The organism is Cronobacter sp. EKM101R, from assembly GCF_963888145.1.
In the GTDB taxonomy this organism is placed as follows: domain Bacteria; phylum Pseudomonadota; class Gammaproteobacteria; order Enterobacterales; family Enterobacteriaceae; genus Cronobacter; species Cronobacter turicensis.
Genome location: NZ_CAWPHW010000023.1, coordinates 421,865 through 444,310, shown reverse-complemented (window position 1 = coordinate 444,310; position 22,446 = coordinate 421,865). Strand labels below are relative to the sequence as shown.

At 55.0% G+C, this 22,446-nt stretch carries 17 protein-coding genes and 7 tRNA genes; 17 read left to right on the top strand and 7 right to left on the bottom strand.

Annotated elements, in window-relative coordinates; genetic code table 11:
- Nucleotides 1–72 precede the first annotated feature (72 nt).
- Together pgm and seqA are read right to left on the bottom strand one after the other, a co-directional pair.
- Nucleotides 73–1,713, bottom strand: coding sequence for a phosphoglucomutase (alpha-D-glucose-1,6-bisphosphate-dependent) (pgm, locus tag AACV31_RS14675; protein ID WP_165153349.1), 1,641 nt, complete (start codon nt 1,711–1,713; stop codon nt 73–75).
- Nucleotides 1,714–1,737: 24 nt separating this feature from the next.
- A complete protein-coding gene (gene seqA / locus AACV31_RS14670) occupies nt 1,738–2,289 on the bottom strand; it encodes a replication initiation negative regulator SeqA (protein ID WP_015740541.1) in 552 nt (183 codons plus the stop codon).
- Nucleotides 2,290–2,472: 183 nt separating this feature from the next.
- Here seqA and ybfF point away from each other — a divergent pair, with 183 nt between their 5' ends.
- The 5 genes from ybfF to AACV31_RS14645 all read left to right on the top strand — a co-directional run bounded on the left by ybfF (nt 2,473) and on the right by AACV31_RS14645 (nt 6,018).
- On the top strand, nt 2,473–3,240 hold the full coding sequence (gene ybfF / locus AACV31_RS14665) for an esterase (RefSeq protein ID WP_075199106.1): 768 nt from the start codon (nt 2,473–2,475) through the stop codon (nt 3,238–3,240).
- 128 nt (nt 3,241–3,368) lie between these two features.
- The gene (ybfE, locus tag AACV31_RS14660; protein WP_004387174.1) at nt 3,369–3,650 is read left to right on the top strand and encodes a LexA regulated protein; all 282 of its coding nucleotides are present in this window, start codon (nt 3,369–3,371) and stop codon (nt 3,648–3,650) included.
- Between the two features lie 161 nt (nt 3,651–3,811).
- Nucleotides 3,812–4,342 carry a flavodoxin FldA gene (gene fldA / locus AACV31_RS14655; RefSeq protein ID WP_015740539.1) on the top strand — a complete coding sequence of 177 codons (531 nt, stop codon included), beginning with the start codon at nt 3,812–3,814 and terminating at the stop codon, nt 4,340–4,342.
- Between the two features lie 290 nt (nt 4,343–4,632).
- Complete coding sequence (gene fur / locus AACV31_RS14650) at nt 4,633–5,085, top strand: ferric iron uptake transcriptional regulator (protein ID WP_075199105.1); 453 nt, start codon at nt 4,633–4,635, stop codon at nt 5,083–5,085.
- Between the two features lie 321 nt (nt 5,086–5,406).
- On the top strand, nt 5,407–6,018 hold the full coding sequence (locus AACV31_RS14645) for a helix-turn-helix domain-containing protein (protein ID WP_032806291.1): 612 nt from the start codon (nt 5,407–5,409) through the stop codon (nt 6,016–6,018).
- Between the two features lie 57 nt (nt 6,019–6,075).
- Here the strand turns inward: AACV31_RS14645 and AACV31_RS14640 are convergent, their stop codons facing one another.
- From AACV31_RS14640 to nagE, 5 genes are all read right to left on the bottom strand, one after another.
- Nucleotides 6,076–8,727 carry a beta-N-acetylhexosaminidase gene (locus AACV31_RS14640; protein WP_165153347.1) on the bottom strand — a complete coding sequence of 884 codons (2,652 nt, stop codon included), beginning with the start codon at nt 8,725–8,727 and terminating at the stop codon, nt 6,076–6,078.
- Nucleotides 8,728–8,783: 56 nt separating this feature from the next.
- Entirely contained in the window at nt 8,784–10,181 is a 1,398-nt protein-coding gene (gene chiP / locus AACV31_RS14635) for a chitoporin ChiP (protein ID WP_165153345.1), read from the bottom strand.
- Nucleotides 10,182–10,626: 445 nt separating this feature from the next.
- Nucleotides 10,627–12,294, bottom strand: a complete 1,668-nt coding sequence (gene glnS / locus AACV31_RS14630) for a glutamine--tRNA ligase (protein ID WP_007768123.1) — start codon at nt 12,292–12,294, stop codon at nt 10,627–10,629.
- A 106-nt stretch (nt 12,295–12,400) separates the two neighbouring features.
- Nucleotides 12,401–12,817, bottom strand: coding sequence for a hypothetical protein (locus tag AACV31_RS14625; RefSeq protein ID WP_165153343.1), 417 nt, complete (start codon nt 12,815–12,817; stop codon nt 12,401–12,403).
- 129 nt (nt 12,818–12,946) lie between these two features.
- Nucleotides 12,947–14,902 carry a PTS N-acetyl glucosamine transporter subunit IIABC gene (gene nagE / locus AACV31_RS14620; protein ID WP_165153341.1) on the bottom strand — a complete coding sequence of 652 codons (1,956 nt, stop codon included), beginning with the start codon at nt 14,900–14,902 and terminating at the stop codon, nt 12,947–12,949.
- A gap of 337 nt (nt 14,903–15,239) precedes the next feature.
- Here nagE and nagB point away from each other — a divergent pair, with 337 nt between their 5' ends.
- The 12 genes from nagB to AACV31_RS14560 all read left to right on the top strand — a co-directional run bounded on the left by nagB (nt 15,240) and on the right by AACV31_RS14560 (nt 22,253).
- Nucleotides 15,240–16,040, top strand: a complete 801-nt coding sequence (gene nagB / locus AACV31_RS14615) for a glucosamine-6-phosphate deaminase (protein WP_007706747.1) — start codon at nt 15,240–15,242, stop codon at nt 16,038–16,040.
- A 21-nt stretch (nt 16,041–16,061) separates the two neighbouring features.
- Nucleotides 16,062–17,210: an N-acetylglucosamine-6-phosphate deacetylase gene (gene nagA, locus AACV31_RS14610; protein ID WP_165153339.1), complete on the top strand. Its 1,149-nt coding sequence runs from the start codon at nt 16,062–16,064 to the stop codon at nt 17,208–17,210.
- Between the two features lie 8 nt (nt 17,211–17,218).
- Entirely contained in the window at nt 17,219–18,439 is a 1,221-nt protein-coding gene (gene nagC, locus AACV31_RS14605; protein WP_007768110.1) for a DNA-binding transcriptional regulator NagC, read from the top strand.
- A 62-nt stretch (nt 18,440–18,501) separates the two neighbouring features.
- Complete coding sequence (locus AACV31_RS14600) at nt 18,502–19,254, top strand: HAD-IIA family hydrolase (RefSeq protein WP_007706733.1); 753 nt, start codon at nt 18,502–18,504, stop codon at nt 19,252–19,254.
- Nucleotides 19,255–19,552: 298 nt separating this feature from the next.
- A complete protein-coding gene (gene asnB / locus AACV31_RS14595) occupies nt 19,553–21,217 on the top strand; it encodes an asparagine synthase B (protein WP_165153337.1) in 1,665 nt (554 codons plus the stop codon).
- Nucleotides 21,218–21,467: 250 nt separating this feature from the next.
- Nucleotides 21,468–21,544, top strand: a tRNA-Met gene (locus tag AACV31_RS14590).
- Between the two features lie 8 nt (nt 21,545–21,552).
- Nucleotides 21,553–21,637: transfer RNA gene (locus AACV31_RS14585), tRNA-Leu, on the top strand.
- Between the two features lie 22 nt (nt 21,638–21,659).
- A tRNA-Gln gene (locus tag AACV31_RS14580) sits at nt 21,660–21,734 on the top strand.
- A 36-nt stretch (nt 21,735–21,770) separates the two neighbouring features.
- A tRNA-Gln gene (locus tag AACV31_RS14575) sits at nt 21,771–21,845 on the top strand.
- A 30-nt stretch (nt 21,846–21,875) separates the two neighbouring features.
- Nucleotides 21,876–21,952, top strand: a tRNA-Met gene (locus tag AACV31_RS14570).
- A 62-nt stretch (nt 21,953–22,014) separates the two neighbouring features.
- Nucleotides 22,015–22,088: transfer RNA gene (locus AACV31_RS14565), tRNA-Gln, on the top strand.
- Between the two features lie 90 nt (nt 22,089–22,178).
- A tRNA-Gln gene (locus tag AACV31_RS14560) sits at nt 22,179–22,253 on the top strand.
- Nucleotides 22,254–22,446: the final 193 nt, after the last annotated feature.

Sequence of the window (22,446 nt, the reverse complement as noted above, 5' to 3'; positions counted from 1 at the left end):
GCGGCATACCCTGTAAAGCAAAACGGCAACCCGAAGGTTGCCGTTTTTTGTGCCTCCCGTTCAGGAGTTCACTTACGCGTTTTTCAGCACTTCGCTGACGATTTCCACCGCTTCTTTCTCAATCTGCTTGCGGTGTTCTTCACCGAGGAAGCTTTCGCAGTAGATCTTGTACGCGTCTTCGGTACCGGAAGGACGCGCCGCGAACCAGCCGTTCTCGGTCATCACTTTCAGGCCGCCGATAGCAGCGCCGTTGCCCGGCGCGGCCGTCAGACGCGCGGTGATCGGGTCGCCCGCCAGCGTGCTGGCGCTAACCATTTCCGGAGAGAGCTTCGAGAGCGCCGCTTTCTGCGCGGAGGTCGCGGAAGCCTGGAGACGGTTGTAGCTCGGCGCGCCGAAACGCGCGGCCAGCTCGTCATAGTGCTGCTGCGGGTTTTTACCGGTCACGGCCGTGATTTCCGCCGCCAGCAGGCACATGATGATGCCGTCTTTATCGGTAGACCACGGCGTGCCGTCAAAGCGCAGGAAGGACGCGCCCGCGCTCTCTTCGCCGCCGAAGCCGAAGCTGCCGTCGTAGAGACCGTCAACGAACCATTTAAAGCCGACCGGCACTTCCACCAGCTTACGGCCCAGCGCATCCACCACGCGGTCAATCATCGCGGAGGAAACCAGCGTTTTGCCGACGGCCACATCCTGGCCCCACTGCGGACGATGCTGGAACAGGTAGTTGATCGCCACCGCCAGATAGTGGTTCGGGTTCATCAGGCCCGCAGGCGTGACGATGCCGTGGCGGTCGTAGTCCGGGTCGTTGGCGAACGCCAGATCGAACTTATCGCGCAGCGCCAGCAGACCGGCCATCGCTGATTCCGAGGAGCAGTCCATGCGGATCGCGCCGTCTTTATCGAGGTGCATAAAGCGGAAGGTCTGATCCACCAGATCGTTAACGAGGGTGAGATCAAGTTTGTAGTGCTCCGCGATGCGCTTCCAGTATTCGATACCGGAGCCGCCGAGCGGGTCAACGCCGAGCTTCAGGCCCGCTTTCTGGATAGCGGCCATGTCGACGATGTCCGCCAGCCCTTCGATAAACGGCTGCACCAGGTCTTTTTCCTGAATGCGGCCGCTGGCCCAGGCGTCGTCCAGAGAGAGGCGTTTCACCCCTTTCAGGCCGTCCGCCAGCAGCGCGTTGGCGCGATTTTCGACCACTTTGGTGACGTTGGTGTCCGCCGGGCCGCCGTTAGGCGGGTTGTATTTGATGCCGCCGTCGTCCGGCGGGTTGTGCGACGGCGTGATGACAATGCCGTCCGCCTGTGCGCCGCCACGTTTGTTGTGCTCAAGAATGGCATTAGAGACCGCAGGCGTTGGTGTATAACCGTTATTCTCCTGCACGATGATATCGACGCCGTTGGCGGCCAGCACTTCCAGCACAGAGATAAACGCGGGCTCAGAGAGCGCGTGCGTATCTTTGCCGACATAGCACGGCCCGGTGATGCCGTTTTTCGCACGGTCTTCGGCGATCGCCTGCGCGATAGCCAGAATGTGCGGCTCGTTAAAGCTGTGGCGCGCGGCGCTGCCGCGGTGGCCCGAGGTACCGAACTTCACCGCGTGTTCCGCATTGCCCGCTTCCGGCTTCAGCACGTAGTACTGCGCGGTGAGCTGGGCGACGTTGATTAAATCACTCTGTTGTGCAGGCTGTCCCGCACGGTTATCGACTGCCATGGCCTGGTCCTTCTGACGCAAGAGTTAAATGGTGCCGCAAACCTTCTCAATCAATTCCGCCGGGAACTGCATGGTCTGCATGATGTGTTCGATCATGCTGCATTTGCGGCCTGTATTCGTATTCGTGATCACCCAGTACGGGGTGCCCGGCACGTGGCGGGGCTTCGTCTGGTTGCCACTTTGCAGCAGCGTTTGCTCATCACCGGCGAAATAGACGCGGGTACGGCCATGTAATGACTCGGTCGCTTCGGCAAACGCGTTTGCATCCAGTGAATAGAGTGTAGACAGCACCAGCATAAAACGATTGACCGCGCGTTTTTGTTCGGCGTATTCATCCGACAGCAGTAGCTCACGCATGGCGCGCACGCGATCGCGCGCCGGGTTTACCGGTTTTTCAGGCTCAGCGGCGGGCGCGACGATGGCGGAAGTCTCTGCTTTGGCTGGGGTAGCGGCTAACTGCGAGGAGGCGGAAAATTTCAACATGCGCCGTAAAATGTCGGACGCGCTTTCGCCAATATGCAGGGTGTGGCTGGCAATGTAGCGATACAGCTCGTCATCAACTTCAATCGTTTTCATCTTAATCCAGTGCGATATCTTTTCTGAATACAAGTCGTTGGGATTATAGAGTTAAAACCCAACAGCGGATAGCGTCAAACCAGGAAGGCCGCAAAAGTCGGAATTAACTGGAACCTTGCAGCCGGGCGGCAGAATGGTCAACATGATAACCTAACCTGTCAGTCGCCAAAAAAGAACTTTGCCATGAAATTAAATACCCGCACGCAATCTGCGCAACAACCGACTCAAAATACACCGATTGTGCTCATTCACGGGCTGTTCGGCAGCCTGGATAACCTGGGCGTGCTGGCGCGCGAGCTGGTGGAAGATCATGACGTTGTACAGGTAGATTTGCGCAACCACGGGCTTTCCGGGCGCAGCGAGACGATGGATTACCCGTCGATGGCGCAGGATATTCTCGAAACTCTCGACGCGCTGGGGCTGAATAAGGTGATCCTTATCGGCCATTCGATGGGCGGCAAAGCGGCGATGGCGGTGACCGCGCTTGCGCCGGATCGCATTGAAAAGCTGGTGGCGATTGATATCGCGCCGGTGGATTATCAGGTGCGCCGTCACGATGAGATTTTTAACGCGGTGAACGCGGTGAGCGACGCGGGCGCCACGTCGCGCCAGCAGGCGGCGGAAGTTATGCGCCAGCATATTAGCGAAGAAGGCGTGGTGCAGTTTCTGCTGAAATCGTTTGTCGATGGCGCGTGGCGCTTTAACGTGCCAGTGCTGTGGCGTCAGTATGCGCATATCGTCGGCTGGGAGACGGTGCCCGCCTGGCACGGCCCGGCGCTGTTTATCCGCGGCGGCGCGTCGCCTTACGTGGAAGAAGCGCACCGCGAAGCGTTGCTCGCGCAGTTCCCGCAGGCCCGCGCGCATGTGATTGCGGGCGCAGGCCACTGGGTGCATGCCGAAAAACCACAGGCGGTGCTGCGCGCGATCCGCCGTTTTCTGGAAACTGATTAAAAACAGACCGACCGGCGCCGTCCTGCGCCGGATGCGTTGGCGCGCTTCGCTGCCTCATGTATGATGGCGCGCTGAAATACCGCCGGGCTCCGCCACGGCAGCCTGTTTCCCCTGTCTATACTCATACCATGGCAAAAGAACAAACGGACCGCACAACGCTCGATCTCTTCGCGGATGAACGCCGTCCGGGCAGACCGAAAACCAACCCGCTGTCGCGCGACGAACAGCTGCGCATCAATAAGCGCAACCAGCTTAAGCGTGACAAAGTTCGCGGGCTTAAGCGCGTCGAGCTGAAGCTGAACGCCGACGCGGTAGACGCGCTGAACCATCTCGCGCAGGCGCGCAATATCAGCCGTAGCGAGCTGATAGAAGCGATGCTGCTCGCTCAGCTGAAAGCCTTGCAGGAGTAAGGTCTGGTCTGATTTTTACCCAAAAGGACGGGGCAATGTAGCAGAGAGTGCACCCGGCGCCTGATACCGTTTCCGCACCCTCTTTTGTTCTGCTATGATTGCCCTATCTGTGGGCGTTATGCCAGCACCATCACATTTAGATTCAAGAGGTTATTCTTCTTATGGCAATCGTAGGCATCTTTTTCGGCAGCGACACCGGCAATACCGAAAATATCGCAAAAATTATCCAGAAACAGCTCGGGAAAGACGTTGCTGAAGTGCATGACATTGCTAAAAGCAGCAAAGAGGATCTGGAAGCATTCGATATTCTTCTGCTTGGCATTCCGACCTGGTATTACGGCGAAGCGCAGTGCGACTGGGACGATTTTTTCCCGACGCTGGAAGAAATTGACTTCAACGGCAAGCTTGTCGCGCTCTTCGGCTGCGGCGACCAGGAAGATTACGCTGAATATTTCTGCGACGCGCTGGGCACCATTCGCGACATTATCGAGCCGCGCGGCGCGACCATCGTTGGTCACTGGCCGACCGAAGGCTACCACTTTGAAGCCTCCAAAGGTCTGGCGGACGACGATCACTTCGTCGGTCTGGCGATTGACGAAGACCGCCAGCCAGAGCTGACCGCAGAACGCGTTGAAAAATGGGTCAAACAGGTTTCTGAAGAGCTGCATCTGCAGGAAATCATCAACGCCTGATGATCAATGGCGCGGGCGGATGTCCGCGCCGTTTGATAGATAAAAGCAATGAAAATAATTGCTACAAATTTTTAACTTTCCCTCACTAAGCTGTACAATGGCTTCCTTAATTATCAGGCCCTCCACGTGAAAAACGCTGGCTGGTCCACGATTTTTAAGCTCTTTTTTGCCGGACGCTTGCGGTTTTCATTTAGGCATGTCAGTTCTATAATGAGACGCATTCATCTTCGGCGTATCCGATGTATCGCTCCCTTCCGGAGCGAGTCGTTAAGCAACAGGACAGATTCCGCATGACTGACAACAATACCGCATTAAAGAAGGCCGGCCTGAAAGTCACGCTTCCTCGATTAAAAATCCTCGAAGTGCTGCAGGAACCGGTCAATCATCATGTCAGTGCGGAAGACCTCTATAAGCGTCTGATTGACATGGGTGAAGAGATTGGCCTTGCCACGGTCTATCGCGTACTTAACCAGTTCGACGATGCCGGCATCGTCACCCGTCACAATTTCGAAGGCGGAAAATCCGTTTTCGAGCTGACGCAACAGCATCACCACGATCACCTGATTTGCCTCGATTGCGGCAAAGTGATCGAGTTCAGCGATGACTCCATTGAAGCTCGTCAGCGTGAAATCGCCACGCGTCACGGCATCCGTCTGACCAACCACAGCCTCTATCTGTACGGTCACTGTGCGGATGGCGATTGCCGCGAAAATGAACACGCGCACGACGCTGGCGGCAAATAACACTCGCCACGCTGCATAACCCAGGCCGACATCTGTCGGCTTTTTTATTGTCTGAAAACCTTTTCCTGAAAATACAAATGTATTTTTTTAGATAAAAATAAAATTTATGGTGTTTTAATACAGCGCACAATGCTTAATTAAGCTACTTATATTTTATTAAATGGAAATTCAGAAAATATAAATATCTTTACCGGTCAATCGTTTAGCCGTAAGATTATCCCTGTTCCGCCTTTTATCTCCCCGGCCCCTTATTGCAGCAATAAAAAAGCATCCATTAAGATACAGCAACGATTTAATTCTATTTTATATAAGGTAACCAATATGGTCTTACCCCCTAAACCGCTTGCTGAGATTTACCGTATCGCGGATATTTTCAATAGCTACGGTAACTGGTCACGCGCAGAAAAAAATACGCTCATTCCCCTGCGGGACGGGGAAATCTGCATCATTCGCGGAGGTCAGTTCTCTCTGATGCGCCAGAGTGACCGGCTGCTGCTGGAAAAAAGCAGCGCGCCTTCCGTTCTTGGTCTCGCCAGGAATTTAGGTAAATCCCAATTCGCAAAATTACAGGCTGATTCTGAATGTCATTATCAGTTAATTCCTTTTGATTATTTTATGCAGGAAATTGAGAAAAATCACTGCCAGTTACATCTGCTTATTTTGTCCTCATGGATTATTAATATGCTTTGCTATCGCGAAGAAATCATGATCGGCAGAAACAGCTTCAGTATGATTAAAGCCAATATCGATTGTCTGGCGGCGATGGATGAGTTCATGCGTAATCGCATTAACGTGGCGGATTATATTGTTAAAAAAACTAATCTTTCACGCAGCATGGTAATGAAGACCCTTTCTCAATTACGCAGCGCGAAAAATATTGAAATCAGCAAAGGCAAGCTGGTCGCGGTCCATCATCTGCCGGACACGCTGTAACACGCACGGCGCCACACAAAAAAGCCAGCCCGGAGGCTGGCTTTTTATTACGCCGGGTTACGGCTGTATATTCTCCACACGGCTGTAACGTTTGCCGTCGCTGCTGACGCTTCGCACCTGCACCGCGCCTGCGACACGTGGCGGCTTCGCGGCATCGTAGCGCTGCCAGCGCGCGCCGCCATCGGTGGAATATTCCATAGCGACGCCAGGCAGGCTGATGTTCATCTGCAACATGCCCTCTTTAACGCGCGCGCCAGGCACCGGTAAACGGAACTGCACGCCTGCTTTTTCAAGCTTCGGCAGTTCGCGGCTGCCAGTCAGGTTCGCAAAGCGCGTCCAGTCCTCATGCAGCGCTTTCACATCCACCTGATGCGTTTCGCCGCCTTTATATTCGCGACCCGCCTGATAATCCTGCTCCCAGGCGGCGCGATGCCAGGCGCGCTCCGCAACGGCCAGCAGACGCGGGTACATCATGTACTCCATCTGCTTATCGGTACGCACAACTTCGCTCCAGAGCTGCGCCGAGAGGCCATACGCGCCCGGCCACGGCTTGTCGGATTTGGCGCTAAACGCATTGCCGTCGCGATCGACGGAGGTCTCTGCGTTCTGCGGCAGGTTATCCGGCGCGAAGCTGAAAATCTTACGCTCGTCGCTAAAGCGCGTGCCCCAGTAATAGCCGCTCTCCGCCGGATTCACTTCGTTCGGGAAATCGAGATAGACGTAATCCGGGTTAGAGACCACGACGCGAAAACCTTTATTCGCCCAGTCGTTCACCGTATCAAAGCCGCCCCAGTAGAGCGTATCCCAGAAGTTGACGTTAACGTGCGAGGTAGCAAACGCGCTGGCGTCTTTCGCATCTTTAAGGCCATCCTGCCACGCCTGCATGGTGTCGATGCCGTGGGCCTTGACGAGCTTACTGACTTCAATACCAAAGTAACTGGAAAGATGGTCGACATCGGCCACCACGCCGTCCTGCACCCTTTTCTGGCATACCGGTGAGCGCGCCCAGGGCTTGTCCTGCCGGGTCTGGTCGATGATCCCCTTTCCGGCCTCTGGTTTTGCCTTATCGGTATAACCCGCGCCGAGGTAGATATTTTTCGCCTCATCGCCGCCGAAATGCCAGGTGCTAAGCGGTTGTCCGGCCTCTCTGTGCATCTGCTGGATCTCGCCTATCACTTTATCCACGAAGCGGCGCGACGAGTCGAGGCACGGGTTGAGGTAGCCGGTGCGGTTGTAGTACTGCACACCGGTAGTGACCGACGTATCGTCAGGATCGAGCAGACGATACTGGTTCGCCTCTTCGGTTTTGCCTGCTTTTTCCAGTTTGTCGTAACGCGCTTCCATCGCGATAACCGCCGCGCGGGCGTGCGCAGGCATATCGATTTCCGGGATCACGTCTATCTGGCGCGCAGCGGCATATTTCACTATTTCAATATAATCCGCACGCGTGAAATAGCCGCTGCCGTTGTTGTTGGTGTCCGGCCCCGAGCCGAGCTGCGGCAGTAGACAGGTTTTTTCGCTGAGATCGTGGCAGCGCTTCGCGCCCACATCAGTGAGCTCCGGCAAGCCCGGTATTTCAAGACGCCAGCCTTCGTCATCGCTCAGATGGAAATGGAATTTATTGAGCTTATAAGCCGCCATCTGGTCAAGCAGACGCAGCACGGCCGCTTTGGTGTGGAAGTTGCGCCCTACATCAAGGTGAATGCCGCGATAGTCAAAACGCGGCGCGTCCTGGGCGTCGAGCGTCGCTATTTGCTTCGCGCCCTGCGCAGGGATCAGCGAGAGCAGCGATTGCAGGCCATAAAAAACGCCTGCGCGGTCGTAGCCGGTAATCGTCGCCTCTTGTGGCCCGATATGCAGCTGATACGCGCCTGACACCGCCTCTTTGCCGGTAAACGCCTTGTTGTCGATAGCCGTGCGCACCGGATACCCCGCGCCGGTTTTCACGCCGAGCAGCGCAAAACGGGCGGTAATCGCCTCCTGCGCGGGTTTATCTAGTGCGGAGAGAAAGAGCTGAACGCCCTTATCGAGTGAGACGTTTTGTCCGTGTACTTCAACGTGCCGCGGCGTGGGCACGATCTGCCCGCGCAGATGCTCTGCATTCAGGGTTTTGACGTCACTGTTTTTGTCGAATCGCGCTTCGGCTGTCATCAGAATGTTTTTATCATCCGCCGTGCGTTTCCACTGATCTTTCAGCGGGCTGACGAAGTCAGTTAACGTTTCAGTATCGGTACTGGCAATAACCTTCGGCGCGCCGTCGTCTGCTGTGACATACCAGCGCGGCAATACGTCGGTGATAAACAGTTGCCAGTACTCATTAATAATCGGGATCTCCACCGACGCCTTCGCCGGGAAGCCGGTAAATTTGTCCGTCGGCTCAAGCTTGTGGAGATCGCCCATCACGTGGGTCACTTTAAACTGATCGTTATCGACTTTGAGGATCTGGCGAATGCTGTGAAACCAGATAGTCCAGTTTTTGTCCGTCACCGCATCGCCTGGATTGGTGAGCGTGATAACCGCTTTATTGCATGACGCCCAGTCGGCGCCCAGCGCCGCGCAGTCTGTGCCGTGTTGTGCGGCCTGGTTGTCGGTAATCGCGTAATGGAGCCCAAACTGGCTGATGTGTTCTGCCGTTGACGCCTGTGCGCCGGTACTGGAAAAAAGCCCCATTACCGCACCCGCTAACAGACTGACCTGTAATTTTTTCATCATCGTGTCCTTTTCACTGCCCTTTATGGAAGGCGCATCTGCGCGCCCCTGCGCAATCAGAAAATCGTGAACGGCGCCGTAACGATAAATTTCACGTCGCGTTCATCCTGGAAGATGTTGCCGTAGCCGCCGCCGTAGCTCGGGATGTCAGAATGGTTGTCGTACTGGGTGAAATGCAGTTTGAACATCGTGCCTTTGGCGCGGCCATCCTGCAGGGTGTAAACCGCATCCAGACTGTAAGCGGATTCTTTCAGGCGATAGTTGGGATCGTAGTAACCGTCGGTGGTCGGAAGCGTGGAGGGTTTCGCATCCCAGGCGTAAACATACGAGGCGCCGAGCGCGAAACCGGGCAGATTCCAGTTTTTCAGGTCATACATCGCGCCGAAGAACACGGCTTTTTCGTCATCGGCGTTGAAATCGGAACGGTTGTCCCACCAGATGTCGAGCCGACCGTTGGAGGAGGCGTAAGTGGGCGTCATGCGCTGCAGAAAATAGCCCTGCTGCCCTTCGGCGCTCACCCAGGTGCCTTCCAGACGCAGATCGACCTGGCCAATTTTATAGCCAAACGTCAGCGCCTGGAGCCACGCGGTGCCGTCGTAGATATCATTGATACTGCCGTGGCTGGCTTTATCGCGCGCGCCGTAAAACTGATAACTGGTAGAGAGCGGGTTGCCGGCAAGAGAGAAGTTGTAGCTCGCTTTCGCGAAATATTGGTCGATATAGCCTTCTGCCTGACCAAAAGCCGCTTCCAGCACCAGCGAATTTTTAAAATCATATTTCGCGCCGATGGAGTGGAGATAATCCACGCGGGTGGTTCTGTCGTTCTGGTAAAACTTGTCCATCTCCAGATGCCACGGCGACTTGTATTCGTTGGTCCACATGTACGAAAAGCTCAGCGCGCCTGTTTTGCCATAATCAAAATTCGCCCCGGCTTCAGCGCCCTGATACGTGCCGGGCATAAAGCTCCAGTGCGGCGCCAGCAGCGTCTGGCCTGTCGGTTGCAACCAGCCTGCCCGCGCCCAGACCGGGCCATATTTAAATTTTCCCGCCGCTTTATAGAGGCTGATGCCGCTTTTATCACCGGACCAGTCTTCATCATAGGCTTTGTTGCTGGAAGAGAACGCGATTTCATTCGGGTGTCCGCTGTCGCCATTTTCCGCCATTTCGATGGCCGTGAACGCGGCGAGGTCGAGCCCGAACATATCGGCGGCGAACCCTGACTGGAAATCGAGATTCGCGTTCCAGGTGGCGTGCGACAGGTTGGTTTTATATTTGTCTTCCACGACATCTTTGCGGTCGCGCTCGCGCTGCCAGTAATAGATGCCGCCGGTTAACGTGGAGTCATCAATAAAGCCTGCCGCGTGTACGGCGGGCGGGCTGCACAGGCCGCCCAGCGTCGTGACGCTGGCGACAGCCAGCACGACGCCGCTACGTTTGTATCTCAACGAACGCATGTGAAATTCCTCTTTGACGTAAAAAATTCGCGTCGCGCAAAGCGCGTACAGCGAATGAAAAATAAAAAATCAAAAGCGCTGACGGAGTGTCCCCAAAATCAGCATGACAAGACTATTTTTCGCGACGCGAATTATCAATCTTAATCCCCTGAAATTTCGTGGCTTTATGACACAGTGCACAAAATATTTTTCATTTTGTAACATTTTCATTTAGCTGGATTTTAATACGCTAAAAAGACCTGTTTTTAGGTAAAAATATAAAATGAAAGCGATTTCATTATTTTTAGGAGAAAAAAATAGCGAGAGAAGATTTTATTGCAGACGCTGGTTTGATAATAACCGCATGAATTAATTCGCGACGCGAATATTTTAAGAGGGTTAACTGACTGATTTAAAAGCTAAAAAAAACGCCGCTCATGAGCGGCGTCGTGTTACATACTGCTTGTTACTCGCCGGTTTTGGCCCAGGTGTCGCGAAGGCCTACGGTGCGGTTAAAGACCAGTTTGTCACCGTTTGCATGGCGATTGTCGAGGCAGAAATAACCTTCGCGCTCGAACTGCCAGGCTTTACCCGCTTCGGCGTTTTTCAGGCTTGGCTCAGCATAACCCTGCTTAATCACCAGCGATTCTTTATTGATGGTCGCAAGGAAATCTTCCGCCGCGGCCGGGTTCGGCACGCTGAACAGACGGTCATAAAGACGGATCTCAACCGGCATCGCATGCGCCGCGCTGACCCAGTGGATCACGCCTTTCACCTTGCGGCCGTCAGCCGGATCTTTGCTCAGGGTTTCGGCATCATAGGAGCAGTAGATGGTGGTGATTTCACCCGCATCATCTTTCTCCACGCGCTCTGCTTTGATCACATACGCGTTGCGCAGACGCACTTCTTTACCGAGCACCAGACGCTTGTACTGCTTGTTCGCTTCTTCGCGGAAGTCTGCGCGATCGATCCAGATTTCGCCGCTGAACGGCACCTCGCGGTTGCCCATTTCCGGTTTGTTCGGATGGTTAGGCATGGACACCATTTCGCTGTGGCCCTGCGGATAGTTTTCGATAACCAGTTTCACCGGATCGATAACCGCCATGGCGCGCGGCGCGTTCTCGTTAAGATCTTCGCGAATGCAGGCTTCCAGCGCGGCCATTTCCACGGTGTTATCCTGTTTGGTCACGCCGATACGTTTGCAGAATTCACGGATGGACGCGGCGGTATAACCGCGACGGCGCAGGCCGGAAATCGTCGGCATACGCGGGTCATCCCAGCCTTCGACGTGTTTATCGGTCACCAGCAGGTTCAGCTTACGCTTGGACATCACCGCGTATTCCAGATTCAGGCGCGAGAATTCGTACTGGCGCGGGTGTACCGGAATGGTGATGTTATCCAGCACCCAGTCATACAGACGACGGTTGTCCTGGAACTCCAGCGTACAGAGCGAATGGGTGATCCCTTCCAGCGCATCGGAGATGCAATGGGTGAAGTCGTACATCGGGTAGATGCACCACTTGTTGCCGGTCTGGTGATGCTCGGCGAATTTAATGCGGTACAGCACCGGGTCACGCAGGACGATAAACGGCGATGCCATATCGATTTTCGCGCGCAGGCACGCTTTTCCTTCTTCAAAACCACCGGCACGCATTTTCTCAAACAGCGCCAGGTTTTCTTCCACGCTGCGATCGCGGAACGGACTGTTTTTGCCCGGCGCGGTCAGGGTGCCGCGGTATTCGCGGATCTGCTCCGGCGACAGTTCGTCAACGTATGCCAGTCCTTTATTGATAAGCTCAACGGCATAGTTATAAAGCTGATCGAAATAGTCAGAGGAGTAGCGCACGTCGCCAGACCAGTGGAAACCCAGCCATTGCACGTCGTTTTTAATCGACTCGACAAATTCCAGATCTTCTTTCACCGGGTTGGTATCGTCAAAGCGAAGGTTGCACTGGCCCTGGTAATCCTGCGCGATGCCAAAGTTCAGGCAGATAGATTTCGCGTGGCCGATGTGCAGATAGCCATTCGGCTCCGGCGGAAAGCGGGTGCAAATCGTGGTGTGTTTTCCAGACGCCAGATCTTCATCAATAATCTGGCGAATAAAGTTAGTCGGGCGGGCTTCTGCCTCACTCATCGCATATTCCTCAAAGCGTCAACATCGTTTAACGGCGTATGATCTTATAAGCAGAGGCGGGAAACAACCTTTAGTTACAGAAAATCCCGCCGTCGCGCGCCGCCGGTTATTGCCCGCGCTGTGCGTACTCAGCTTGCCTGCAACGCTCGGGCGTTCTGGCTTTGAGTAATTTGACTGGCGACTGTAACGACTCAACATTCCCTTCGCGTGGAAGATACCCCGGCGCCTCGACGCACCAGCTCCAGGAATAGATCATCGTGCCGTGGAGAAAGAAAATCATATTTTCCCACTCCGAGACGCGCGAGACGGAAACATGGCCGTTGTCATCCGCCGTGAATTTTTCCGGCGGTGGGTAATACCCCGGCGGCATGCGGTGCGTTTGCAGCCAGAGCGTGGCATGGGGAACCGGCTTGCCCTGCTCGTTTTGAATATCCATATCGAGCGCAGGCCGGTGGGTGGCGTAGCGAGGAATGCAGCCGCTTAACAACACGGCAGCGAAGAGGATGACAATAATCTGACGCATACGATTCTCCTTAATCTCAGTGTCCGCTACCCTACACGGCGTTAAGTGGTGCGCGCCAGCCCCAAAAAAAGGCGAAAAAAAACGGCGGGAGTGTTCCCCCGCCGTTCAGGCATAACGACTCAGAAGCGATTATTTGCCTTTAATTTCATACAGCGCGCTCTGGCCTGCAACCACCGCGCCCTGCGCCTGGATAACCAGCCCGCCGAAGTCATCGATGTTGCTGCATACGACCGGGCTAATCATCGAACGCGCGTTGGCGTTCAGGTAGTCCAGGTCAAGCTCCAGCACCGGCTGGCCCACCGTCACCTGCGCGCCCTCTTCCACCAGACGTTTAAAGCCCTGGCCGTTCAGCGCGACGGTATCAATCCCCATGTGCACCACGATCTCTGCGCCGTTGTCAGTTTCCAGGCAGAAGGCATGGTTGGTGTTGAAGATTTTCACGATAGTCCCGGCCGCCGGCGCGACCACCAGTTTATCGGTGGGCTTGATAGCGACGCCATCGCCGACCGCTTTGCTGGCGAACGCTTCATCCGGCACCGCGTCGAGCGCGACCACTTCGCCCGTTACCGGCGAGACCAGCGCGGCGATGGTTTTTGCATTCGCCACCGCCTGCGGCTTCATGACCGGTGCTGCGGGGGCTGTCGGAGCGACGCCAGCGGCTGCCGCGGCTGGCACAGGACCACGCGCCACTACTTTTTTCATTTCATCGCCAATGGATTCCGCCTTCGCGCCCACAATAACCTGAATGGTTTGTTTGTTTAATTTCACCACGCCGGATGCGCCAAGACGTTTGCAGGCGGCATCGCTCACCAGGGCGGAGTCACCCACGGTCAGACGCAGACGGGTAATACAGGCATCAATCGCTTTCAGGTTTTCGCTACCGCCAACTGCGGCAATGTAGCTGGTCGCCAGTTGTTCCAGGCCTTCTTCGGTATTGCTGTTCGCTTCGTTAGTCACAAGCTCGCTTTCTTTGTCTTCGCGGCCCGGCGTTTTCAGGTTAAACATGCGAATAACCGCGCTGAACAGCAGGAAATAGATAACAAAGAACACCAGCCCCATGACCAGCAGCATCCAGACGTTTTTGCTGGCGGCAGGCAGGCTGTACATCAGGGCATAGTCAATCGCGCCTGCCGAGAAGGAGAAACCAGCGTGGATGCCAAGCAGCGTCGCGACAAACAGGCTAATGCCCGTTAACAGCGCGTGCAGCAGGTAGAGCACCGGCGCCAGAAACATAAACAGGAATTCCAGCGGCTCGGTAACACCGGTCAGGAACGCCGTGATGGCAACGGACAGAAGCATACCGCCGACCATAGGACGACGCGCTTTCGGTGCGGCGAAGTACATCGCCAGCGCAGCGCCCGGCAGACCAAACATCATGATCGGGAAGAAGCCGGACATGAACATGCCAGCGGTGCCGTCACCTGCATAGAAGCGGTTGATATCGCCGTGGAATACCGTACCCGCAGCGTTGGTGAATTCACCAATCTGGAACCACGCGATAGTGTTCAGCACCTGATGCAGCCCGGTTGGGATCAGCAGACGGTTAATGAAGCCAAAGATACCGGAGCCCAGCGCGCCTGCAGAAACGATCCACTCGCCGCCTGCATGAATCGCATGCTGCACGGGCGGCCAGACGTAGCCAAAAATGGCGGCCAGCACCAGGCAGAAGAAACCGGTAGCGATCGGCACGAAACGTTTGCCGCCGAAGAAGCTCAGGAAGTCAGGCAGCTTGATACCCGCCCAGCGGTTATAGACTGCACCACCCACCAGACCCGTAATAATACCGGCCAGCACACCCATGTTAATTTCCGGGTTGATGGTCACCATCGCTTTGGTGAGGACAAAATAACCGACTGCGCCTGCAAGGGCCGCCGCGCCTGCGCTGTCTTTGGACCAGCTGGAGGCGACCCCAATCGCGAAGATTAACGCGAGGTTATCAAAAATCGCCCCGCCCGCCTGCGCGATAAAAGCAATGTTAAGCAAATCTGGCTGACCGAATCGCAGCAGTAGCGCCGCCACAGGCAGCACTGCGATAGGGAGCTGTAACGCTCTACCCAGCCGCTGGAAAAAACCTAAAATATTCATCCTATTCCCCCTACGAGACCCCGACCTGGCTTCTTTGAAGCCGTTTTTTATTGTGCAACGTTCAATCAAAACGAGATGTTGTGAAACAACAGCATCAACTCTTCATCTGCGTTCAGTAGTGTGTGGAAGTTTAATTCGCCTCGCAAATTAAATGCGTCTTTTCTGTGATTTTTATCACCAAATATCGTTATCAGGCAGCCTTTACTCTGGCTTACCTCGAAAACTTATTTTATCATTCAAAAAATCGAGACGGATTGCTCCTGCTTTCAGCGAACGGGTATACCCTTACACTGTGAGTCGTTTAATCCGCTCCTGTTTCTAACTTCCGAGGTGAACAATGAGACTGATTCCGCTGGCTACGCCGCAGCAGGTTGGCAAATGGGCCGCCCGCCATATTGTTAAGCGCATTAACGATTTCAACCCCACCGCCGACCGCCCTTTCGTTCTGGGTCTTCCGACAGGCGGCACGCCGCTTGAAGCCTACAAAGCGTTGATTGAGATGCATAAAGCAGGCCAGGTCAGTTTCAAACATGTCGTGACGTTTAACATGGACGAATATGTTGGCCTGCCGAAAGATCATCCCGAAAGCTACCACAGCTTCATGTATCGCAATTTCTTCGAGCATGTTGATATTCCGGAAGAAAATATCAATCTGCTGGATGGCAACGCGCCGGATATTGACGCAGAATGCCGCCGCTATGAAGAAAAAATTCGCGCTTACGGCAAAATTCATCTGTTTATGGGCGGCGTCGGCAACGACGGTCATATCGCGTTTAACGAACCCGCCTCTTCTCTGGCCTCCCGCACGCGTATCAAAACATTGACGCACGACACCCGTGTGGCGAACTCGCGTTTCTTTGGCGGCGATGTAAATCAGGTGCCAAAATACGCGCTCACCGTGGGCGTCGGCACGCTGCTGGACGCGCAGGAAGTCATGATTCTGGTGCTGGGCCACGTTAAGGCGCAGGCGCTGCAGGCGGCGGTAGAAGGCAACGTCAACCATATGTGGACCATCAGTTGTCTGCAGCTGCATCCGAAAGCGGTTATCGTATGCGATGAGCCTTCCACCATGGAACTGAAAGTGAAGACGCTGAAATACTTCACCGAGCTCGAAGCTGAAAATATCAAAGATCTTTAAGGACTGGTTACCGGGGGCATTATGTACGCTTTAACCCACGGCCGGATTTACACCGGCCACGACATTCTGGATGACCACGCGATTGTTATCGCCGATGGCCTGATTGAGCGCCTCTGCCCGCTGGCTGAACTGCCGGCAGGCATTGAGCAGCGCGATATGGGCGGCGCCATTATCGCCCCCGGTTTTATCGACGTGCAGCTCAACGGTTGCGGCGGCGTGCAGTTCAACGATACCGCCGAGGCCGTATCCATAGAAACGCTGGAGATCATGCAAAAAGCCAACGAGAAATCGGGCTGCACCAGCTACCTGCCAACCCTTATTACCTGTAGCGACGCGCTGATGAAACAGGGCGTGCGCGTGATGCGTGAATACCTGGCGCGTCATCAGAACCAGGCGCTGGGCCTGCACCTTGAAGGCCCGTGGCTGAACATCGTTAAGAAAGGCACGCATAACCCGGATTATGTGCGCCAGCCGGACGCACAGCTGGTCGATTTCCTGTGCGAAAACGCCGACGTGATTACCAAAATCACTCTCGCGCCGGAACGCGTCGCGCCGGACGTTATCGAAAAACTGACCGCCGCGGGCATTGTCGTTTCCGCCGGGCACTCCAACGCGACGCTTAAAGAGGCGAAAAAAGGCTTCCGCGCCGGTATTCGCTTCGCCACGCATCTGTTCAATGCCATGCCTTACATCACCGGCCGCGAGCCAGGGCTGACGGGCGCTATCTTTGACGAACCGGATGTCTGGTGCGGCATTATCGCCGATGGCCTGCATGTCGATTTCGCCAATGTGCGTCTTGCGAAAAAAGTCAAAGGCGACAAGCTGTGTCTGGTGACGGACGCGACGGCGCCTGCGGGTGCCAATATTGATGAGTTCATTTTTGCTGGCAAAACAATATACTACCGCAACGGCTTGTGTGTGGATGAAAACGGCACCCTGAGCGGCTCGGCGCTGACCATGATTGAAGGCGTGCGCAACCTGGTGGAGCATGTCAATATCGCACTGGACGAAGCGCTGCGTATGGCGACGCTGTATCCGGCCCGCGCCATGGGCGTGGCGCACCGGCTTGGCAGTATTGAAGCGGGCAAAGTGGCGAACCTGACCGCCTTTACCCGCGATTATAAAATCATCAAGACCATCGTTAATGGTAACGAGGTCGTTACTGAGTAAATAAAGGCATGACGACTGGCGGACAGGCTCAAATTGGCAACGTTGATCTCGTAAAACAGCTTAACAGCGCGGCGGTTTACCGTCTTATCGACCAGCAGGGTCCGATATCGCGCATTCAGATAGCCGAACAGAGCCAGCTTGCGCCCGCCAGCGTCACCAAAATTACCCGCCAGCTTATTGAGCGCGGTCTGATTAAAGAAGTCGATCAGCAGGCCTCGACAGGGGGCCGCCGCGCTATCTCAATCGTTACCGAAACCCGGCATTTTCAGGCCGTTGGCGTGCGCCTTGGCCGCCATGACGCCACGCTGACGCTCTTCGATCTGAGCAGTAAAGTGCTCGCGGAAGAGCATTTCCCCCTGCCCGAACGCACCCAGGAAACGCTGGAACATGCGCTACTGAACATCATCGCGCAGTTTATCGACGCCTGGCAGCGAAAAATCCGCGAACTTATCGCCGTGTCGGTGATCCTGCCAGGGCTGGTGGACCCGGAAAGCGGCGTCATCCGCTATATGCCGCACATCAATGTTGAAAACTGGCCGCTGGTTGACGCGCTGCAAAAGCGTTTTAACGTCGCCTGTTTTGTGGGGCACGATATCCGCAGCCTGGCGCTGGCGGAGCACTACTTCGGTGCAACGCGCGACTGCGAAGACTCCATTCTGGTGCGCGTTCACCGCGGCACCGGCGCGGGGATTATCTCGAACGGGCGCATTTTTATCGGCCGTAACGGCAATGTCGGCGAGATTGGTCATATCCAGGTCGATCCGCTGGGCGAGCGCTGCCACTGCGGCAATTTCGGGTGTCTGGAGACCGTTGCCGCCAACGCGGCCATTGAACAGCGCGTTCGTCAGTTACTGGAGCAGGGCCACCCGAGCCGTCTGACGCAGGACGAGTGCAATATCAAAGCCATTTGCAAAGCCGCAAATCGGGGCGATGCGCTGGCCTGCGAAGTGGTCGAGCGCGTCGGCCGCCAGCTCGGCAAAACTATCGCCATCGCCATTAACCTGTTTAACCCGCAAAAAGTAGTTATCGCCGGTGAGATTGTTGAAGCGCAGAAAGTGCTGCTGCCCGCGATCGAAAGCTGTATCAATACGCAATCCCTGAAAGCGTTTCGTAAAAACCTGCCGGTTGTGCCTTCACAACTCGATCATCGCTCGGCTATCGGCGCGTTTGCGCTGGTAAAACGCGCCATGCTTAACGGGTTGTTATTACAGCGTTTGCTGGAAAGTTAACGAGTGACTGTGGCGATTTGCGCTATAGTTACGCCTTTATGTTCCCTGAGCCAGAGTAGTCCATGACCATTCAGAACGTAATTTGCGATATTGATGGCGTGCTGATGCACGATAACGTTGCGGTGCCCGGCGCCAGCGAATTCCTGACCGGCATCCTTGAAAAAGGGTTTCCGCTGGTTCTGCTGACCAACTACCCGTCCCAGACTGGCCAGGATCTGGCTAACCGTTTCGCCTCGGCCGGGATCGACGTGCCGGACAGCGTGTTTTACACCTCCGCGATGGCGACGGCGGATTTCCTGCGTCGTCAGGAAGGCAAGAAAGCCTATGTGGTCGGCGAAGGGGCGCTCATCCACGAGCTGTATAAAGCCGGTTTTACGATTACCGACATCAATCCTGATTTCGTTATCGTGGGCGAAACGCGCTCCTATAACTGGGAGATGATGCATAAGGCCGCCTTTTTCGTCGCCAATGGCGCGCGCTTTATCGCCACCAACCCGGATACCCACGGGCGCGGCTTTTATCCGGCCTGCGGCGCGCTGTGCGCGGGCATCGAGAAAATTTCAGGGCGCAAGCCGTTTTATGTCGGCAAGCCGAGCCCCTGGATCATCCGCGCAGCCCTGAACAAAATGCAGGCCCACTCCGAGCACACTGTGATTGTGGGCGATAACCTGCGCACTGATATTCTGGCTGGCTTCCAGGCAGGCCTGGAAACCATTCTGGTGCTGTCGGGCGTCTCGACCATTAATGATATTGACGCGATGCCATTCCGGCCGAGCTGGATTTATCCCTCCGTCGCCGAAATCGACGTTATCTGAACCTGACGGCCATTAACGATGGCCGTTTTTTTTGTCTCTCCCACACAATCTCAATTTAATAAAATCGCTATTTTTTTGCCGATTCGTTAAAAACCACCCCGTTTCAGTGACCGTTTTTAAGTTTTCGCTAACGCTCGTTGAACTATTTATGGCTCACGCGCTAAAACGCTTGCACAACCTGCACCCTTTGCGGCATTTTCTTAATCAACGACAGAGGCCGAAGCGAAAAAATTGCATAAACCGCAACGCCTCGCAGACAGACAACACAACATTACCGCCAGGGTTAACGGAGTTCTCTATGTGTTCTATTTTTGGTGTGCTGGATATCAAAACCGACGCGGTCGAACTGCGTAAAAAAGCGCTTGAGCTGTCGCGCCTGATGCGCCACCGCGGCCCGGACTGGTCCGGCGTCTTCGCCAGCGACAAAGCGATCCTCGCGCATGAACGTCTCTCCATCGTGGACGTTAACGCAGGCGCACAGCCGCTCTACAACACTGAGAAAACGCACGTGCTGGCCGTTAACGGCGAAATCTATAACCATCAGGCGCTGCGCGCGGAATATGGCGATCGCTTCCAGTTCCAGACCGGCTCTGACTGCGAAGTCATCCTGGCGCTGTACCAGGAAAAAGGCCCGGAGTTTCTGGACGAGTTGCAGGGCATGTTCGCCTTCGTGCTTTATGACAGCGAAAAAGACGCGTACCTGATTGGCCGCGATCATATCGGCATCATTCCGCTTTATATGGGTCACGATGAACACGGCAACTTTTATGTCGCCTCCGAAATGAAATCGCTGGTGCCGGTATGCCGCACCATCAAAGAGTTTCCGGCGGGCAGCTACCTGTGGAGCCAGGACGGCGAAATTCGCCAGTACTATCAGCGTGACTGGTTTGACTATGACGCAGTGAAAGACAACGTGACGGACAAAGCGGAGCTGCGCCAGGCCCTGGAAGATGCGGTTAAAAGCCATCTGATGTCTGACGTGCCTTACGGCGTGCTGCTCTCCGGCGGCCTGGATTCCTCGGTCATTTCCGCCATTACCAAGAAATTCGCGGCGCGCCGTGTGGAAGATCAGGAGCGCTCCGAAGCCTGGTGGCCGCAGCTGCACTCCTTTGCCGTTGGCCTTGAAGGCTCGCCGGATCTGAAAGCCGCGCAGGAAGTCGCCAACCATCTCGGCACGGTACATCATGAAATTCACTTTACCGTGCAGGAAGGGCTGGATGCGATCCGCGATGTGATTTACCACATCGAAACCTATGACGTGACCACGATTCGCGCCTCAACGCCGATGTATTTGATGTCCCGTAAAATCAAAGCAATGGGCATCAAAATGGTGCTTTCCGGCGAAGGTTCAGACGAAGTGTTTGGCGGCTATCTTTACTTCCATAAAGCGCCGAACGCGAAAGAGCTGCATGAAGAGACCGTGCGCAAGCTGCAGGCGCTGCATATGTTTGACTGCGCGCGTGCGAACAAAGCGATGTCGGCCTGGGGCGTTGAGGCGCGCGTGCCGTTCCTCGATAAGAAATTCCTTGATGTGGCGATGCGCATCAACCCGCAGGATAAAATGTGCGGCAACGGCAAGATGGAAAAACATATCCTGCGTGAATGTTTTGAATCTTATCTGCCGGCGAGCGTGGCATGGCGTCAGAAAGAGCAGTTCTCCGACGGCGTGGGCTATAGCTGGATTGATACCCTGAAAGAAGTGGCGGCGAAACAGATTTCCGATCAGCAGTTGGAAACCGCGCGCTTCCGCTTCCCGTATAACACGCCAGCGTCCAAAGAAGCTTATCTCTACCGCGAAATCTTCGAAGAGCTGTTCCCGGTGCCAAGTGCGGCGGAGTGCGTGCCTGGCGGTCCGTCCGTCGCCTGCTCTTCCGCGAAAGCTATCGAATGGGACGAAGCGTTTAAAACCATGAACGATCCGTCAGGCCGTGCGGTGGGCGTACACCAGTCTGCCTATAAATAAGCAACGCCAGAAAACAGACAGCGGGCCTGCGGGCCCGTTTTTTATTGGCGCAAAGAGGAGCAGACAGTACCGTTGTTTCCATTGAATTAGTGGATAATTCGCCTGGAATCGACGAATATTGCATCAAGCTGTTCGCAAGCTAGTCAAACAGTCACTTTACGTCGATTTTCGCCAAAAAAGGTGTTGACGCTTCCAGGCCCAATACGCATAATGCGCCCCGCAACGCCGATAAGGTAACGCGAAAAAAGATGGCTACGTAGCTCAGCTGGTTAGAGCACATCACTCATAATGATGGGGTCACAGGTTCGATTCCCGTCGTAGCCACCATCTTTTTTGCGGGAGTGGCGAAATTGGTAGACGCACCAGATTTAGGTTCTGGCGCCGCAAGGTGTGCGAGTTCAAGTCTCGCCTCCCGCACCACTTCGTAATTGCGTTGCACGGATGGGGTATCGCCAAGCGGTAAGGCACCGGTTTTTGATACCGGCATTCCCTGGTTCGAATCCAGGTACCCCAGCCATATTTCTTCGACTTTTGCGTATGACGCAGTGGTCGTTGGGGTATCGCCAAGCGGTAAGGCACCGGTTTTTGATACCGGCATCCCCTGGTTCGAATCCAGGTACCCCAGCCAGTCGTTATAACTGGTTAAGCAATAAAATTTGGCTACGTAGCTCAGCTGGTTAGAGCACAGCACTCATAATGCTGGGGTCACAGGTTCGATTCCCGTCGTAGCCACCATATTTAAAGCGTCCTGCACTTTTTAGTGCGAGATGCGCGAAGTAAAGTTCGCAAGAGTTTCTTGGGGTGTCGCCAAGCGGTAAGGCAGCGGATTCTGATTCCGCCATCCGGGGTTCGAATCCCTGCACCCCAGCCACTTTGAAGAAGCGGTTGGCAAGAAGCTAAACGCATTGGTTGAAGGTTCTTTGTTTCTTCCTTTAACTGACAATTCAGCACCAACATTTGTTGGGGTATCGCCAAGCGGTAAGGCAGTGGATTCTGATTCCACCATTCCGAGGTTCGAATCCTCGTACCCCAGCCACTCTTTAAAAGCCTGCGAAAGCAGGCTTTTTTCTTTTCTGCTCCCACCTTTTCTCTCTTCTATATCGCCGTTGCGAATGATGCTTCGCCGTTCAGCCCTGCCGTGCCCCATTAAAAAAGCCCGCACAGGCGGGCCTTTTTACTGCGCTGAACACGTTAACGGCTACCAGGCGATGACGACGATAACGCGTCTG